The sequence below is a fragment of the Microbacterium trichothecenolyticum genome (assembly GCF_030818955.1).
Lineage (GTDB): Bacteria > Actinomycetota > Actinomycetes > Actinomycetales > Microbacteriaceae > Microbacterium > Microbacterium trichothecenolyticum_B.
The window spans coordinates 3540896-3556058 of the sequence record NZ_JAUTBF010000001.1 but is presented as its reverse complement, the minus strand read 5'-3'; the positions used below and the strand labels follow the sequence as shown (position 1 = coordinate 3556058).

The 15163-nt window shown below is 70.7% G+C and carries 16 protein-coding genes; 9 read left to right on the top strand and 7 right to left on the bottom strand.

Features of this window, described 5'->3' with window-relative positions; all coding sequences use genetic code 11:
* Positions 1-954, top strand: coding sequence for a glycosyltransferase (locus QE412_RS16745; protein WP_307486578.1), 954 nt, complete (start codon positions 1-3; stop codon positions 952-954).
* A gap of 4 nt (positions 955-958) precedes the next feature.
* Here QE412_RS16745 and QE412_RS16740 read toward each other — a convergent pair whose 3' ends face one another.
* Positions 959-1321, bottom strand: coding sequence for a sugar ABC transporter ATPase (locus QE412_RS16740; protein WP_307486577.1), 363 nt, complete (start codon positions 1319-1321; stop codon positions 959-961).
* Between the two features lie 823 nt (positions 1322-2144).
* Between QE412_RS16740 and QE412_RS16735 the strand changes: the two genes are divergently transcribed.
* The 4 genes from QE412_RS16735 to QE412_RS16720 all read left to right on the top strand — a co-directional run bounded on the left by QE412_RS16735 (position 2145) and on the right by QE412_RS16720 (position 4854).
* Entirely contained in the window at positions 2145-2453 is a 309-nt protein-coding gene (locus tag QE412_RS16735) for a helix-turn-helix transcriptional regulator (RefSeq protein ID WP_307486576.1), read from the top strand.
* 111 nt (positions 2454-2564) lie between these two features.
* On the top strand, positions 2565-2891 hold the full coding sequence (locus QE412_RS16730; RefSeq protein ID WP_307486575.1) for a DUF7882 family protein: 327 nt from the start codon (positions 2565-2567) through the stop codon (positions 2889-2891).
* 69 nt (positions 2892-2960) lie between these two features.
* Entirely contained in the window at positions 2961-4181 is a 1221-nt protein-coding gene (locus QE412_RS16725) for an NAD(P)/FAD-dependent oxidoreductase (RefSeq protein ID WP_307486574.1), read from the top strand.
* Between the two features lie 220 nt (positions 4182-4401).
* Positions 4402-4854 (top strand): SRPBCC family protein, encoded by a 453-nt coding sequence (locus QE412_RS16720; protein ID WP_307486572.1) that lies wholly within the window; start codon positions 4402-4404, stop codon positions 4852-4854.
* A 202-nt stretch (positions 4855-5056) separates the two neighbouring features.
* Here QE412_RS16720 and QE412_RS16715 read toward each other — a convergent pair whose 3' ends face one another.
* Entirely contained in the window at positions 5057-6049 is a 993-nt protein-coding gene (locus tag QE412_RS16715) for an aldo/keto reductase (protein WP_307486570.1), read from the bottom strand.
* A gap of 316 nt (positions 6050-6365) precedes the next feature.
* Here QE412_RS16715 and QE412_RS16710 point away from each other — a divergent pair, with 316 nt between their 5' ends.
* Positions 6366-6821 carry a hypothetical protein gene (locus tag QE412_RS16710; protein ID WP_307486568.1) on the top strand — a complete coding sequence of 152 codons (456 nt, stop codon included), beginning with the start codon at positions 6366-6368 and terminating at the stop codon, positions 6819-6821.
* Between the two features lie 88 nt (positions 6822-6909).
* On the opposite strand, the gene QE412_RS16705 is transcribed toward QE412_RS16710, so the two are convergent.
* Both QE412_RS16705 and QE412_RS16700 read right to left on the bottom strand, forming a co-directional pair.
* On the bottom strand, positions 6910-8370 hold the full coding sequence (locus tag QE412_RS16705; RefSeq protein ID WP_307486565.1) for a PepSY-associated TM helix domain-containing protein: 1461 nt from the start codon (positions 8368-8370) through the stop codon (positions 6910-6912).
* A 196-nt stretch (positions 8371-8566) separates the two neighbouring features.
* Positions 8567-9172 (bottom strand): hypothetical protein, encoded by a 606-nt coding sequence (locus tag QE412_RS16700; RefSeq protein ID WP_307486563.1) that lies wholly within the window; start codon positions 9170-9172, stop codon positions 8567-8569.
* Between the two features lie 95 nt (positions 9173-9267).
* Between QE412_RS16700 and QE412_RS16695 the strand changes: the two genes are divergently transcribed.
* Positions 9268-10272, top strand: coding sequence for an epimerase (locus QE412_RS16695; protein WP_307486561.1), 1005 nt, complete (start codon positions 9268-9270; stop codon positions 10270-10272).
* 248 nt (positions 10273-10520) lie between these two features.
* Positions 10521-10781 (top strand): hypothetical protein, encoded by a 261-nt coding sequence (locus tag QE412_RS16690; protein ID WP_307486558.1) that lies wholly within the window; start codon positions 10521-10523, stop codon positions 10779-10781.
* 4 nt (positions 10782-10785) lie between these two features.
* Here QE412_RS16690 and QE412_RS16685 read toward each other — a convergent pair whose 3' ends face one another.
* Entirely contained in the window at positions 10786-11715 is a 930-nt protein-coding gene (locus QE412_RS16685) for a helix-turn-helix domain-containing protein (protein ID WP_307486556.1), read from the bottom strand.
* 61 nt (positions 11716-11776) lie between these two features.
* Between QE412_RS16685 and QE412_RS16680 the strand changes: the two genes are divergently transcribed.
* On the top strand, positions 11777-12238 hold the full coding sequence (locus tag QE412_RS16680; protein ID WP_307486554.1) for a GNAT family N-acetyltransferase: 462 nt from the start codon (positions 11777-11779) through the stop codon (positions 12236-12238).
* A gap of 154 nt (positions 12239-12392) precedes the next feature.
* On the opposite strand, the gene QE412_RS16675 is transcribed toward QE412_RS16680, so the two are convergent.
* On the bottom strand, positions 12393-13286 hold the full coding sequence (locus QE412_RS16675) for an SDR family oxidoreductase (RefSeq protein WP_307486553.1): 894 nt from the start codon (positions 13284-13286) through the stop codon (positions 12393-12395).
* A 55-nt stretch (positions 13287-13341) separates the two neighbouring features.
* Complete coding sequence (locus QE412_RS16670) at positions 13342-15150, bottom strand: glycoside hydrolase family 15 protein (protein WP_307486552.1); 1809 nt, start codon at positions 15148-15150, stop codon at positions 13342-13344.
* Between the last annotated feature and the right edge of the window lie 13 nt (positions 15151-15163).

The following is a 15163-nucleotide window of genomic DNA, read 5'->3' as shown; positions in this document are numbered from 1 at the left end:
ATGCGCCTGGATGCCGAGTACGTGCTGCCCGTGCGCTGGACACACGACGACGCGATCGACGAACTCACCGCATACCTCGAACGGTTATCGAGCGACATCGACGTCACGGTCGTCGACGGGTCGTCACCGGATCTGTTCCGCGCGCACGCACGGGCGTGGTCCGGCAGCGTGCGGCACGTCGCTCCGATGCTCTCGCACGGGGCCAACGGCAAGGTCCGCGGCGTGCTGACGGGTCTCGCGCTCGCGCGGCACGAGCACGTCGTCATCGCCGACGACGACGTGCGCCATGATCGGGCCACGCTGGCGGCGTTGGTCGCGGCGCTTCGGGATGCCGACCTGGTCAAGCCGCAGAACGTGTTCCGGCCGCTGCCCTGGCACGCCCGCTGGGATACCGCCCGCACGCTGATCAACCGCGCCGTCGCGGCCGACTACCCCGGCACCTACGCGGTACGTCGAGCCGCCCTGGCTCGGGGGTACGACCCCGACGCGCTGTTCGAGAACCTCGAGATGGAACGCACGGTGCGTGCCGCGGGCGGACGCGTACTCTCGTGCCCCGACCTCTTCGTCGAGCGGCGACCACCCTCGGCCCGTCATTTCTGGGCTCAGCGGGTGCGCCAGGCGTATGACAGCACGGCGCAGCCCGCGCGTCTGTGCGTGGAGCTGGCCGTGGTGCCGCTGGTCCTCGCGCTGCGGCGGCGGCGAGGCATCCTGGTCCTGCTCGCGCTGGCCGTGACGGGGCTCGCCGAGAGGGGCCGCCGCCGAAACGGCGGCCGTCACGTGTTCGAGCGCTCCGCGGCATGGTGGGCGCCGGCATGGGTGCTGGAACGCGGGGTCGCCAGTTGGATCGCCCTGGCCCTGCGCGCACGCGGCGGCGTAGCGTACGCCGACGCCCGGCTCGTCGTCGCAGCCACACCGATGCGCGTGCTGCGACGACGAGCGGCCGACCGCGGGTGATGCGTCAGAGGTCTTCGGGCGCGAGGTCTCCCTGGCCCTCCTCGCCGAGCTCGACGACGCCGGGGTCCTCGCCCTGCGAGTCCGTCCCGGTGGATTCAGGGTGGATGTCCTCGAGGGGGATGTCGCTGTCGTCGGCGGGGATCTCCGCGGGATCCGCTCCCGTCGCCGTCGCCGGGTTGATGTCCTCCGGGTCGGCGCCGTCGTCGAGCGCGATCGTGGCATCCCACTCCGCTTGCGCGGGATCGAGCGCGGGATCGGGCTCGATCGAGGTGTCGCCGTCGCGCAGCGGCTGCACCCCCGCGATGCCGGTGTCGGCGGCCGGCGTGGCGGAATCGGCGGGGGACGGATCGATCGAGGCGTCGCTCATGGGGGGTCCTTTCGTCGAACGGTCCCCCCATCCAACGCGGCGCTCGCGCGCGCGCCCCGCCCCTTGACAGGGCGACCGGCCCCGCTCGCGCACGAACGCGGCCTCTGCGCGCAGGTACCGGTGCGGCGAACCGTGCACCGCGGGCGCGGCCAGAAAAATGAGGAGGATGCGGCGGCGTCGCCGCGGGGAAGGAGCACGATGGGGCACGTTCTGACGGTGCGGACCCGCGGTGTCGACGAGGTCGAGCAGGTGTGGCAGCGCTTCGTTCCCAGCGCGCGGATCGACCGGCTCGATCCTCGCACGGTCGCCTTCGCGTGGAACTCCGTCGAGATGGCGGGCCTGTCCGCCGTCGCCTGGGAGTTGACGGCGTCGACCACGGCCTCGATCCACATGGACGACCAGCTCATGGCGTGCCGCATGATCGGCGACGACCTGCGCACGCGAAGCGGAAGCGCGCAGATCGACGGCCAGCGTCCGTGGATCGGTCTCGACGCGCCGATCACCGCCGACTGGACGGGCACGACGAGAACGCGCGCCCTCATCTTCGACCGCACCGACGCCGAGCGCGTCGCCCGCATCGCCGCGGGCGACGACCGCCTCGTGCTGCGCCGTCTCGACCCGAACGCTCGAGACCGTGAGGCAGCCGCACGCTGGGATCGCTGCTTCGCCTATGTCTCGGCGTCGCTGGCCGTCTCGCACGACGAACCGATCATCGCCGCCGAGCTCAAACGTCACGCCCTCATGACGACGCTGACGACCTTCGACACCTCGTATCTCGACGCCGTCCAACGCGCCCATTCAGCGCTCGGCGGCCCCGCGCACCGTGCGTCGTGCGATCGCGCACATCGAAGCTCACGCCCGCGAGCCGCTCACCCTCGACGACATCGCCGCAGCAGCCGGGATCTCCACGCGCGGCCTTCAGCACGCCTTCCGTCGTGCACTCGACATGACGCCCAGCGAGTACCTGCGCCGCGTCCGGCTCGACGGGGCGCACGCGGAGCTGCGATCGGTGGCGCCGATGTCGGTGACCGAGGTAGCGCGGCGGTGGGGATTTTCGAGTGCGTCGCGCTTCGCGCGGTACTACCGCGAGAGCTATGGCCGCAACCCCGCGCAGACCGCCCGCATGTTCTGAGGGCCTTCGCCTTCGGTGCCGGGGTGGCGTGGGGCGTCCCAGACGCCGAGACCGGCGCCGCACGACCCGCACAGTGGCAGGGACGAGCACCGAGGTCACCAGGAGGAACACGTGGGCAAGTTCATTTACGAGAGCAGCGTGCGCACGGATTTCGAAGACCGCTTGCTCGCGCACCTGCAGGTCGTCGTCGGCAACAAGCTGCGGCGCGGCGAACCCTTCTACTTCGCGTGGAAGGACGACATCAGCACCGGCGGCGGACGTACCTCGGTGTGGGTGCATCCCCGCGCGAACATCGTGTTCAAGTACAACGGCGGGCGTCCTCCCGCCCTGAATCGCGCGTGGCTCGAAGCGCTCATGTCGACCGCGAACTCGCCGTCGGGCCTGTACGTCGTCCCCGAACCCGCCGATGAGGTCGTACCGCCCGAGTCGTTCGCCTGAGCGGGACTGTCAAGAGGGTGGCATCACCCCGCCCGGGCGACGAACGTGAGGGGAACGAGAGGATCCCCCATGAACGACTCGAGCGGCACCGCCGTGTCCGCTGACAGCCCGCGCATCGTCGTCATCGGCGGCGGCAACGCGGGTCTCTCGGTGGCCGGGCGCCTGCACCGCGCCCGCGCGGGCGAGATCACCGTGATCGAACCACGGACACTGCACGTGTTCGCACCCCTCCAATCGCACATCGCGGGCGGGGCGGCTCGCGCGTCCGAGGCGGCGCGCCCCCAAGCCGGCGTCATCCCTCCCGGCGTGCGGTGGCTGTGTGACGAGGTCTTCGCGGTGGATGCCGAGACCCACCGCGTGCACCTCGTATCAGGCGGTCGTGTGGACTACGACCAGCTCGTCGTCTGCGCCGGCATACGCATGGCCTGGGAGCAGGTGCCGGGACTCACCGAGGCGATGTCCACTCCTGCGGGGGTGTCGAACTACGACTACGACCTCGCCGCCAAGGCATCGCCGGTGCTGCGCGACCTGCGCGCGGGCACGGTCGTGTTCACGCAGCCACCCGAGCCCGCCTCGTGCGGCGCGGCGGCGCAGAAGCCGATGTACCTCGCGTGCGATTGGTGGCGCGCGATCGGCGTGCGCGACGACATCCGCGTCGTCTTCGTCTGCCCCGACCCCGTGCCCTTCGGCATCCCCGCCATCGACAGCGAGCTGCGCCGCAAACTCGACGAATACGGGATCGAGGTGCGCTACAGCCGCGAGCTGCGCTCGGTGGATGCCGAGAACCAGACGATCGTCATCGGTCACGGCGACGCGCACGAGACGCTGTCGTACGACGTGTTGCACGCGGTGCCGCCCCAGCGGGCGCCCGAGTGGATCGCGGACAGCGGGCTCGCAGCATCCGATGACCCGCAGGGCTTCGTCGACGTCGATCCCGAGACCTTCCAGCACGTGCGGCACCCCGAGATCTGGGCGGTGGGCGATGCGGCGGCCGTCGCCACGCGCCGCTCGGGCGGGGCGATCCGGCAGCAGGCGAAGGCCCTGGTGAAGAACATGGCCGCGGTGCGTGCCGGCCGCCTGCCGTCCGCCCGGTACGACGGGTACAGCGTCGTACCGTTCACGGTGTCGCGCGGCACGGTGGTGTTCGCCGAGTTCGATCGGCGGGGCCACTTGCAGCCGACGGTCCCGTTCTGGCGGTCGCTGTATCGCGAGCGGCGACTGTCGTGGATCGCCGACCGGCGCGTCCTGCCCTGGGTGTACTGGCACCTGATCCTGCGCGGTCGCGCCTGACACGTGCCGTCGCCGGCGCGACCTCCGGCGCCCACCTCACGCATAAACGCGATTCGCGCACGGAAACGCGCTCTCCCCGCGTTTATGCGAGCGAATCGCGTTTATGCGGCGGGATCCGCGCCTATAGGGCACGAGAGCCGATCCCTCAACCCCGGGGGTGCACGCCCGACATCGCGCCAAGACTGGGGGCAACCCGGAAGCCACACGAAAAGAGGACACCATGGCACAGGTCATCGAAACCATCGACGTCGACGTTCCCGTCCGCGTCGCGTACAACCAGTGGACGCAGTTCGAGGAATTCCCCCACTTCATGAGCTTCGTGGAGTCGATCACGCAGAAGAGCGGCACGCTCACGCACTGGAAGGTCAAGATCGCCGGTGCCGAGCGCGAATTCGACGCCGAGATCACCGAGCAGCACCCCGACGAGCGCGTCGCGTGGAACAGCATCGGCGGCGACGAGAACCACGCCGGTGTCGTGACGTTCCACCGCTTGTCCGACGACGAGACGCGCGTCACCGTGCAGATCGACTGGGAGCCGACGGGCGTCCTCGAGAAGCTGGGTGCGGTCTTCGGCGCCGACGACCATTCGGTCAAGAAGGACCTCGAAAACTTCAAGGAGTACATCGAGTCGCGCGGTGCCGAGTCCGGCGCCTGGCGCGGCGACGTCAGCTGACGTCCCCCGATGCGCGAAGCCGGGTCCGCCTTTCGGTGCGGGCCCGGCTTCGTCGTCATGGATGCCGGAGCCCGCCGCCGATGCCGCACGCACGCGGGCGGGTCATGGCCCTCACCGCCCCCGCTCGACGGGTTCTCGCGTCACGGCGTCGCGCGTCGTCCGGCCGAAAGGGCGAGGGGCGAGCGTGCGAACGGACGCGAGATCACCACTGCGGGTGGATCTGGGCCCGCAGGCGCCGGTCGTATACGTCGCGCACCAGCGCGTCGAAGGCCTCGACGTCGAAACCGCGGTCGACGAGGTCGAACGCAGCCGCGTTCGCCTCGGCCTGCTGCACCGACCGGGCGCCGGGGATGACCGAGGTCACGCCGTCGCGCGACGCGATCCACGCCAGCGTCGCCGCGGGCAGGGTCACGCCCTCGGGAAGCGACGCCTTCAGCTCGTCGGCCGCGGCCACGCCCTGGTCGAACGGCACACCCGAGAACGTCTCGCCCTTGTCGAAGGCTTCGCCGTTGCGGTTGTAGGTACGGTGGTCGTCTTTGTCGAACGTCGTGTCGCGCGTGTACTTTCCCGACAGCAGACCACTGGCCAAGGGCACACGCGCGAGCACCGCGACGTTCTTCTCGGCCGCGAGCGGCAACACCTCGTCGAGGGGCTTGAGCCGGAACGGGTTGAAGATGATCTGCAGGTTGGTCAGGTGGGGGCGACGAAGGGCCGACAGAGCCTGGTCCATGGTCTCGACCGAGGCGCCATAGGCCGCGATCACTCCCTCGGCGACCAGCTGGTCGAGAGCCTCCCACGTCGCGTCGTCATCGATGACGGCCGAGGGCGGACAGTGCAGCTGCACGAGATCGAGGGTGTCGGTGCCCAGGAGGCGTCGCGAGCGGTCGAGCCAGCCGCGGAAGTTCTCGATCGTGTAGTTCTCGGACACCTGCTCTGCGCGACGGCCCATCTTGGTCGCCACGGTGATGCCCGTGGCATCCGTGCCCTTCAGGAACCTTCCGATGATCTCTTCCGACCGACCGTCGCCGTAGACGTCGGCGGTGTCGAAGAGCGTGACGCCGGCGTCGACCGAGGCCGCCAGCACGGCGAGCGCGTCGTTCTCGCTGACACCGCCCCAGTCGGGGCCGAGCTGCCACGTGCCGAGGCCGATCGCCGAGACCTCGCGGCCGGTGCGGGAGAGGGGACGCTGCTGCATTGCGGGTTCCTTTCGAAGCTGCTCCGAGCCTATCCACCCCCTCCGACACCCGGGGCCGTCGTCCTCCGCGCCGCCGCGACGACCGGCATCGATCGCGGACCCTTCCCCGACGAAGCCGATCGCGACGCGGGCACGGTGTCCATCGCGGTCGGCTCGGCGCGCGAGTCGGCCGGTGTCTGCACGAGCTCGACGGCGGCCCCGAAGAGGTCGGCGCGCGGAACGCCTCGCCCTGCTCGCCGAGGCGGTGGGAGTCAAGCCCGTCTCGTCAGCTCGATCGCCCACCTAACGTGGCGGCACACCCCACGGAAGGACGACCATGAACACTCCCGCCGATCGCCTCCCCCGAGCCGACGCAGAGAACATCGTGCCCGACTCCGAGGGACTCTCGGCCGACGTGCCCGCCGGGGCCGCCGGGGCCGACACCGGTGCCGTCGACGCCGCTGAGATCGACGCCGACGACGAGGCCCGCCTGCAGAACATCTCGAGCCAGAACGACCTGCCCGGCGTCGGTACGCGAGCCGCCGACGGTCTCACCGAGCGCGGCACCGACGACGCTCGCGGCGAAGGCGGCTCGACCTCACGCCACACCGAAGACGCGGGTGGCGCCGACACCGACCGCGAAGCCGCTCACGAGGCCTCCGCCACCCGTGTCGACGCCGAGCCGCACGTCGACGGCAACGACCCCATCGCGGCTTTCCAGCCCGGCGTGGGTCGCGACTCGGCCGCGTCGAGCCGTATCGCGCAGAATCTGCCCGACCCCGACGACGCCTGACGCCACCCTCGCCGCGGATCGCGGGGGAATCGGCGCCGTCGCCGCACACCTCCTGCATCTCCGGCGCCGACTCCCCCGCCCACCGCCGTCAGTTCTCGCTCTGCCGGAGTCGTGCGCGCCGCGCGCGCCACCCCACGAGCACGTCGACGACCACGAACGCGGCGAGCGTGTAACCGACGAGCGGGAGGAACAGGCCGATGCCGACCGCGACGGCCAGCACAGCGGCGACGCCCCACCAGGGCGCGCCCCGCAGCGCACCGCGCGCGGGGGCCGCCGCAAGGCCCCGCGTGGGTCGGCGCGTCCACCACATCGCGTACCCGAGCACGACCAGTGCGGCGATGCCCAGGGCGAGCGCCAGGAGCACGAGCTGGTTCGCGAGCCCGAACAGCGTTCCCGAGTGCAGATCAATACCCCAGCGCGAGAGCTTCGCGAGCACCGGGTAGTCGGCGAAATCGACCCGGTCGGTCACCTGCATCGTCGATCCGTCGATCGCCACGGCATCCACCTGGGTCGGGAAACTGCGGTGGATCTCCTGCACCACCCAGGCCTTTCCTGCCGCGGCCGGAGGACGGATCTCGACGGCGCCGCTGTCGGCGTTGACGCCCCGGGCGACCGCCAGCACCGCGTCGAAGGTGGCCGGGTCGGCGTCCGCCGCAGACTCGCCCGACGCGGCACCCCCATGCCCGGCATGGCCGCCTGCCGCCGCGGGCGCGCCGTCGAGAGAGGTGGTCAGCGACGGGGTGCCCTCGCCGATCGCCGAACGCAGATCGGCGACGTGCGCACCGGCGAACGTCGACCACGTGATCCCTGTCGCCGAGAGGAAGACCGCCCCGACGACGACCCAGATGCCCACGGCGGAGTGCCAGCTCGACAGCCGCCGGTAGCCCCGGTGGCTGCGATTCGGCCGCAGCAGGTCGCGGCGGCCGCGACGGCTGGCGACGAAACGGCCGATCCACAGCCCGAGCCCCGCGAGAGCGACGATGCCGAGCCAGGATGCCGCGAGCTCGCTATACCACCGTCCGACGTCGCCGAGGTGCAGCGAGCGATGCAGGTCGCTGATCCAGTGCCGAAGCGGCAGAGCTCCGCTCGTGCCGTAGGCGGGCAGATCGCCGCGGATCGCGGCCGTGGCGGGGTCGACGAACACGGCGCGCGTGGTGCTCTGCGGCAGCGACGGGTCAGCGAACATCACGCGCGTCGTCGCCCCCGCCTCGGGGGCGGGCCGCACGGCCACGGGTGTCGCCCCGTCTCGGACATACGCCTCGGCCGCGGCGATCTGCGGAGCCAGCGGCAGGCTGGCCAGCGTCGACGTCGCGGTCAACTCGTGCGGGTACAAGACCTTTTCGAGCGACGGGCTGATGGCGTACAGGGCGCCACTGACCGCCGCGACGAGGATGAAGGGACCGACGAAGAGCCCGGCGAAGAAGTGAAGGCGTCGCAGGAGGGCCGTGAACCAGCCCTTGCGCGTGGCGGTGCCGGGCGGATTCGTCGGGGCGGACGGGGATCGGTCGGGGGTTGGAGCCGGAACGGGACCGGCGGAAATGTGTGACATGAGGGTTCTCTCTCAGCGAGCGCGACGCGGCAGCCGCCACGGTGCCCGAGGGACCGGCGAGCGGGGGCCGCGCCCGCGCGGGCGCGTGCGTGCGGGAAGGCGTCGAGGACGCATCGACGACCGCCGCGATGTCACGAGCGGACCAGGCGCGGCGATCGAGCGCTCCGCCGTCACGAGGAGACGGGCGGAGCGGGGCTCAGGATGCCGAGAGCGGGGGCCCGCGCCGGCGAGCCGATGAGATCGGCAGCGCCCACGCGGGTCGTACGATCGCGACGACGTCGGGAACGACGCGACGCACCGCAACGGGCGTCAGGACGCCGATGATCAGACGGAGCCGGGAGCGGAACCAGGCCACGCATCGTGCCGCCCCGACGAGGATCGCGGCGAGCGTGCGCTCCCCGCGGTGCAGGGCCGCGGTGGTCACGACGGCCGCGAGCGCGTGACCCACCCACATCGCGGCATCCGGGGTCACGACCCGCAGCGCCGCGGGGCCCGACGCGAGCGTGGGCGCGAGGGCGCCATGCACGTGGCCGGCGACGGCGAGGTCGTAGCTGCCGAGCACGAACAGCGTGTGGAACAGCAGCTGGCTCAGGGCGACGGCCATCGTCAGGCGCCAGACCGAGAGGCGGCGACCGGCCAGCACCGTGCACACGACGAACGACAGGGCGAGGGGGACGACGACGCCGATGAGGCCCGGAACCTCGGCCCCGCCGCTGACGTGCGAGAGCAGGGCGACGAACGTGGCGACGGATGCCGCGACGGCACCGCGCGCCACGCGTGTGCCCCGGTCGAGTCGTCGCATGGGATCCATTGTGGCAGCGCGCACCGTTCGCGCTGACCGCCCACCCGGTCCACGAGCAGCACCTAGGCTGGGCACACCGAGCGCAGGAGGATGCCGTGACCCGACCCCGCGTCGTCATCGCCGGAGCGAGCGGTTTCGTCGGAGGGGCTCTGGTCGCCGCGTTCGACGACGACGGCTACGACGTCGTCACCGTCGGCCGCACGGGTACCGCGACCTGGGCCGATCCCGCCGCCGTGGTGCGGCTCGTCGACGGCGCCGATGTGCTGATCAACCTGGCCGGCAAGATCGTGTCGTGCCGGTACACCGATGCCAACCGCGACGAGATCCTGCGTTCCCGCATCGACACGACCCGCGCTCTGCACGCGGCGGTCGAGAAGGCCGTGACTCCCCCACGCGTCTGGATGAACGCCTCGACGGCGACGATCTACCGACACGAGACCGAGCGAGGCAACGACGAGATCGACGGGATCATCGGCGAGGGATTCTCGGTCGACGTCGCCACCAGCTGGGAGCGGGCGTTCTTCGCGGGTGAGCTGCCGTCGACGCGTCGCGTGGCGCTGCGCATGGCGATCGTGCTGGGCGATGGTCCCGCCACCCGCATGCTGTTCGCGCTCGCCCGCCTGGGTGCGGGCGGCCCGCAGATCGACAGCTGGTGGTTCCCGCACCGTCGCTACCGCGGTATCGGCGCCCGCCCCACGGGTGCGCCGTGGTCGGACTGGCACCGTACCTCGGGCCGCCAGCGTTTCAGCTGGATCCACATCGACGACGTCGTGGCATCCGTGCGGTTCCTGCGCGACCGCGACGACGTCTCCGGACCGGTCAACCTTTCGGCGCCGGGCGTGAGCGACAACCGCAGCCTCATGCACGAGCTCCGCCGGATCGTGCGCGCGCCGTTCGGCCTGCCGTCGTTTCGGTGGATGCTCGACCCGGCGATGGCACTGCTGCGCAACGAGCCCGAGCTCGTGCTGAAGAGCCGTTGGGCCGTCCCCCGGGTGCTGACGACGTCGGGCTTCGTCTTCGCGTATCCCGAGCTCGGGCCGGCCCTCGCCGATGTGGCCGGGGCGCACCCGCCACGCGCGCGCGATCTCTTCGCGGGCTGAGCGGCACGATTGCGGGGCTCCACGACAGGAACTTCGCCGCCTCGACGAAGCCGAGGAGCAGCAGCGCGAGACCGACGATGACGAGGATGATGGCGAGAGCGGGAATGGCATCCTCTCCGCCCCGCCGATGCGGTCGTTCCATCGCCCTTGACGGGGCGGCGACGGCGCGACAGAACGCGTGTCAAGACCGCTGCGTGAACCGCTCTCCGGCGTTAGCGTCGGAGCACATCACCCCCGAGGAGGCGGACATGATCGAGCGCGACGTGCAGGGGCACGGCACCGGACCCGACGAGGGCGAGTACACCGACGTGCAGCTGCCCGACGGCGACGACGACCGCGGTTCCCCCGACCTGCCGGGCGAATACGTCGACCGCGAGAACGCCGACGGCAGCGAGTCGCGGCCCCGCGCCGATGAGGCCGGTGCCTACACCGACGTGGAGCTGCCCGCGGGCGACGAATCGCGAGAGGATCTGCAGGAACCCGGCGAGTACACCGACCGCGATCGGTGAACGATCAACGCTCCAGCGTCCGCTGCGGCGAGACACGATAGGCGTGCAGATACGCCGAGGCGAACGCTTCGGGATCGACGAAGCCCCATCGCACGGCCACCTCGTCGACCGAGATGCCTTCCGCATCGGCGTCGAGGAGATCGGCGTGCGCGGCGCTGAGACGTGCCGCGGAGAGGTAGTCCTCCGGAGAGGAGGCGAGGTGACCGTTGGCGAGGAAAGCCCGCCGCAGTCCCCGCGTCGAGGCTCCGACGGCGTGCGCCGCATCGTCGACGGTCACCGGGAGCGACGCGTGATCGTCGATCCACGAGGTCGCGGCGCGGTAGATGGCGGCCTGCTCGATCGCCGACGCGCGTCGTTCCCGCGGGTCGCCGACCAGCGGGAACGCCTCGAGGGTGGCCGAAGCGAGAGCACGCCGCACATGGGCCCGTACGAGCGGCTCCGCGAGAAGGGGCGTCTGGGTGAGCGACCAACGCAGGGTCGCGAGCCAGTAGTCGCGCATGTGGCGCGAGACCGGTCCCATCCCCTCGAAGCGGACGATGAGATCGTCGTCGCCGTAGATGGTGCGCGCGGTCTCGGTCAGCCACGATGCGTCGAACGCCAGCAACTGCACGTCAGCGCGATCCGGCCGGCCGATCAGTTCGTGGCCGGGCTCCACGATCCCGGGCTCCACGCTGTAGTCGCCCGATGTCGCCCCGATGCTCCAGGAGTATCCGGTCGTCGAGGTAGCGAAGAAGAATCGATCCGCCTCGTAGACGATCTCCGCCCGGCACTCCCATATCAGGTGCCGCAGTGCGAAGGCCGTGTCACCGACCGCGTGCTCCGCGATCGAGGCGCGATCGGCGAGCACGTCGACCTGCCCGTACTGCGCTTGCAGCCAGGCTTGCGTGTCGTCCACATCGTCGGTGCGGACGCGCGAGTCGAAGAAGTCGTTCATATCGATGAGCGTCGATCGACGAAAGACCGGGGCACCCGTGCCCATGATAGTGAGGAGTCCGATGACGCATTCACCCACCGTCCGCCCGATCCACCCCGACGACGCCGGCGAGGTGCTGACGATCCAACGCGCGGCGTTCGTGAGCGAGGCACTCATCTACGGCGATCCCGACATGCCGCCGTTGACGCAGACACTGGAGGAGCTCGCGGCCGAACTCGTCGACAACCTCGGCTGCGTGGCTGTGGTGGGCCACCGCGTCGTGGGGGCGGTGCGGGCGCGGCGTGACGGCGACCTGCTGCTCATCGGGCGACTCGCCATCGCCCCGGATCAGCAGGGCGAGGGGCTCGGAACCCTGCTGCTGGGCGCTGTGGAGGAGCGGGGTCGCGAGGCCGGCGCGACCGAGGCGGAGCTGTTCACCGGCGGTCTGAGCGAGGCCAACCAGCGCCTGTACGAACGCGAGGGCTACCGCCGTACCGAGACCACGGCCGACGGCGAGATCTTCTACCGCAAGGCGCTCGCCTGACCGGCGCGGCCCATCCCACAACAGGGGATCGTTCCAGAACAGGCTGTTCAGGCGGGCGAGCGACCTGTTCTCACCGTATCCCCTGTTCTCACGGCATATGGATGCCAAGGGGCCGCCGCCCGCACCCGGGCGACGGCCCCTCCTGGCACGACACTTACGGCGTGGGCATTCCGCCGTTGACGTTCAGCGTCTCGCCGATGACGTAGCTCGACTCCGCCGAGGCGAGGTACACGTACGCCGGGGCGAGCTCGGCCGGCTGGCCCATGCGTCCCAGAGGCGTCTCCTCACCGAACTCGTCGACCTTCTCGTCGGGCTGGCCGTCGGTGACCTGCAGCGGCGTCCAGATCGGGCCGGGCGCGACCGCGTTCACGCGAATGCCCTTGGGCGCGAGCTGTTGACCGAGCGCCTTGGTGAAGGTGTTGATGGTCGCCTTCGTCGAGGCGTAGTCGACCAGGATCGGCGCCGGGGAGTACGCCTGGATCGATGTGGTGTTGATGATGGTCGAGCCGGGCTGCAGGTGCGGCACCGCCTCTTTGCAGATCCAGAACATGGCGTAGACGTTGGTCTTGAAGGTGTCGTCGAACTGCTCGTCGGTCAGCGTCGTGACGTCTTCATTGAAGATCTGCTTGCCGCCGTTGTTCACCACGATGTCGAGGCCGCCGAGCCCCTCCACCGCTTCTTTGACCAGGGTCGTGGCGTACTCGCGCTCGCGCAGGTCGCCGGGGATCTGCACGACGGTCGCCCCCGCGTCGCGGAGGATCCCGGCGATGCGGTCGGCATCCACCTTCTCCTCCGGCAGGTACGACATCGCGACCGAGGCGCCCTCGCGGGCGAACGCGATGGCGGTCGCTGCGCCGATACCCGAGTCGGCGCCGGTGATGAGGGCCTTGCGCCCCTCGAGGCGTCCGCTGCCGACGTAGGTGTCTTCGCCGAGGGCGGCCTTCGGCGTCAGCTCGGCGTCGAGGCCGGGCTCTTTCTGGTCCTGCGACTTCGGGTCGATGTCGGCGTAGAGCTTCGCCGGATCGGTGAAGGTGTACTGCGTGCTCATGGCGAGTCCTTTCGTAGGGGGATGGATGCCGGGACGGTGCGCCCCGGCGGAGGGGTCAGCGATCGCCGAGCTCGTCGTCATCCACGACGTCGCGGATGACGAGGGCGGCGTTGATGAGAGCCAGGTGGCTGAGCGCCTGCGGGAGGTTGCCCCAGAACGCGTCGTCGTCTTCGGCGATCATCTCGGCGTACATGCCCACGTCGTTGCCCAGGGCGACGAGGGCGTCCATCGCCTCGATCGCCTCGGCGTGGCGTCCGACGCACGCGAGCGCCGTCGCCCGCCAGAAGGCGCACGCGACGAAGGTGTGCTCCTCCTGGTCCATACCGGTGTAGCGGTACACGAGGTGGTTCTCGGTGCCGAGGCGTTCGGTGATGGCATCCAGGGTCTTGGACATGCGCTCACCGCGGTCGAATCCCGTGGGGGCGTGCAGCAGCACCGACGCGTCGAGATCCTCGCTGTCGGGGTGGATCGTGTAGGCCTCGAGCTTCTCCGACCAGCAGTGCTCCTCGACCCAGGTGTGGATGCGATCGCGCTCGGCGCGCCAGCGGTCGCCGTTGTCGGGGATGTGCCCGCCCTCGGCGAGCCACTGCGCGTCGTCGAGGGCCTTCCAGCAGCCCATCTTCGACGAGGTGTAGTGACGGAGCTCGGGGAGCTCCCACATGCCCGAGTCCGCGCGGCGCCAGAGGTCGCACGTGCGGTCGGCGACATCGGCCAAGAGCCGCCCGGTCTGCGTGTCGAGGCGGTTGCCGGCCTCGACGTAGGTGCGGCACAGCGCGATGAGGTCGCCGTAGACGCCGAGCTGCAACTGCCCCTGGGCGGGGTTGCCGGTGACGACGGGCTGGTTGCCGTTCCACCCCGGCACCTCATGCTTTTCGAGACCGATCTCGGCGTCGCCGTCGAGGGTGTACATGACCTGCACCTCGGGCCCGTTCTTGCGGATGGTCCGCAGCAGCCACGAGATCGCCGCGTGCGTCTCCTCGCGCAGTCCGAAACCCACCCAGGCGTGCGCGGTGTAGGCGAGATCGCGCACCCAGGCGTACCGGTAGTCCCAGTTCTTTCCGCCGCGGGGATTCTCGGGCAACGACGTCGTCGCCGCGGCCGCGATCGCCCCCGTCGGGCTGAACAGCAGCAGTTTCAGCGCGAGCGCGCTGCGCTGTACGTCCTCGGCCCACGGACCCTCGTAGGAGAACTCGTCCGACCACATCTGCCATCCGCCGATGGTTCGATCGATCCCCCGGTCGACGTTCTGCGCGTTCGGGATGCGCAGCGGCTCGCCCTCGGTGGCGGCGAGGACGAGCAGGTGCCGTGAGCCCTTAGACGTGGTGAAGCTGCCGTCGATGCTTTCGTCCCCGGCATCCGGGTCTCCGTGGATGCCGTGTTCGTGGCCGACCACGGCGAGCGAGACGTGTCCGACGCGCATGACCGAGAACCCGTCGATGCGCTCGGTCCAGGGTGCGGCCGAGCGCAGCATCGTGCCGGGCTGCACGCACCAGGCGAACTCGACCTCGCCCTTCACGCCATCCACGCGGCGGGCGAGCTCGGCCCAGGGCAGGCGGCCCGCGATCCCCGTGACCATCGCGTCGGTCAGGGTCGCAACGCCGGTCTCCGTCGTGAACGTGGTCTCGAGCACGTTCGTGCGCGGGATGTAGCGGCGGGTGACCTCGTACGCGCCCACGGGGGCGAGTTGGATGCAGCCGCCCGCCGACTCGTCGACCAGGCGCGCGAACACGGGACGCGAGTGGATGTTGGGCAGCGGCAGCCAGTCGACCGACCCGTCCAACCCGATGAGAGCCACCGTGCGCCCGTCACCGATCGCGGCGTAGTCGCGGAGCGGCCGAGACGGCGACGGGGGTTCGATGAGCACGTGTTCACGCTAG

Excerpts from the sequence above, each read along its gene's own strand:
- QE412_RS16745 (WP_307486578.1), top strand. The coding sequence starts at position 1 with ATGCGCCTGGATGCCGAGTACGTGCTGCCCGTGCGCTGGACACACGAC.
- QE412_RS16740 (WP_307486577.1), bottom strand. The coding sequence starts at position 1,321 with ATGAGCGACGCCTCGATCGATCCGTCCCCCGCCGATTCCGCCACGCCG.
- QE412_RS16725 (WP_307486574.1), top strand. The coding sequence starts at position 2,961 with ATGAACGACTCGAGCGGCACCGCCGTGTCCGCTGACAGCCCGCGCATC.
- QE412_RS16720 (WP_307486572.1), top strand. The coding sequence starts at position 4,402 with ATGGCACAGGTCATCGAAACCATCGACGTCGACGTTCCCGTCCGCGTC.
- QE412_RS16715 (WP_307486570.1), bottom strand. The coding sequence starts at position 6,049 with ATGCAGCAGCGTCCCCTCTCCCGCACCGGCCGCGAGGTCTCGGCGATC.
- QE412_RS16710 (WP_307486568.1), top strand. The coding sequence starts at position 6,366 with ATGAACACTCCCGCCGATCGCCTCCCCCGAGCCGACGCAGAGAACATC.
- QE412_RS16705 (WP_307486565.1), bottom strand. The coding sequence starts at position 8,370 with ATGTCACACATTTCCGCCGGTCCCGTTCCGGCTCCAACCCCCGACCGA.
- QE412_RS16700 (WP_307486563.1), bottom strand. The coding sequence starts at position 9,172 with ATGCGACGACTCGACCGGGGCACACGCGTGGCGCGCGGTGCCGTCGCG.
- QE412_RS16690 (WP_307486558.1), top strand. The coding sequence starts at position 10,521 with ATGATCGAGCGCGACGTGCAGGGGCACGGCACCGGACCCGACGAGGGC.
- QE412_RS16685 (WP_307486556.1), bottom strand. The coding sequence starts at position 11,715 with ATGAACGACTTCTTCGACTCGCGCGTCCGCACCGACGATGTGGACGAC.
- QE412_RS16680 (WP_307486554.1), top strand. The coding sequence starts at position 11,777 with ATGACGCATTCACCCACCGTCCGCCCGATCCACCCCGACGACGCCGGC.
- QE412_RS16675 (WP_307486553.1), bottom strand. The coding sequence starts at position 13,286 with ATGAGCACGCAGTACACCTTCACCGATCCGGCGAAGCTCTACGCCGAC.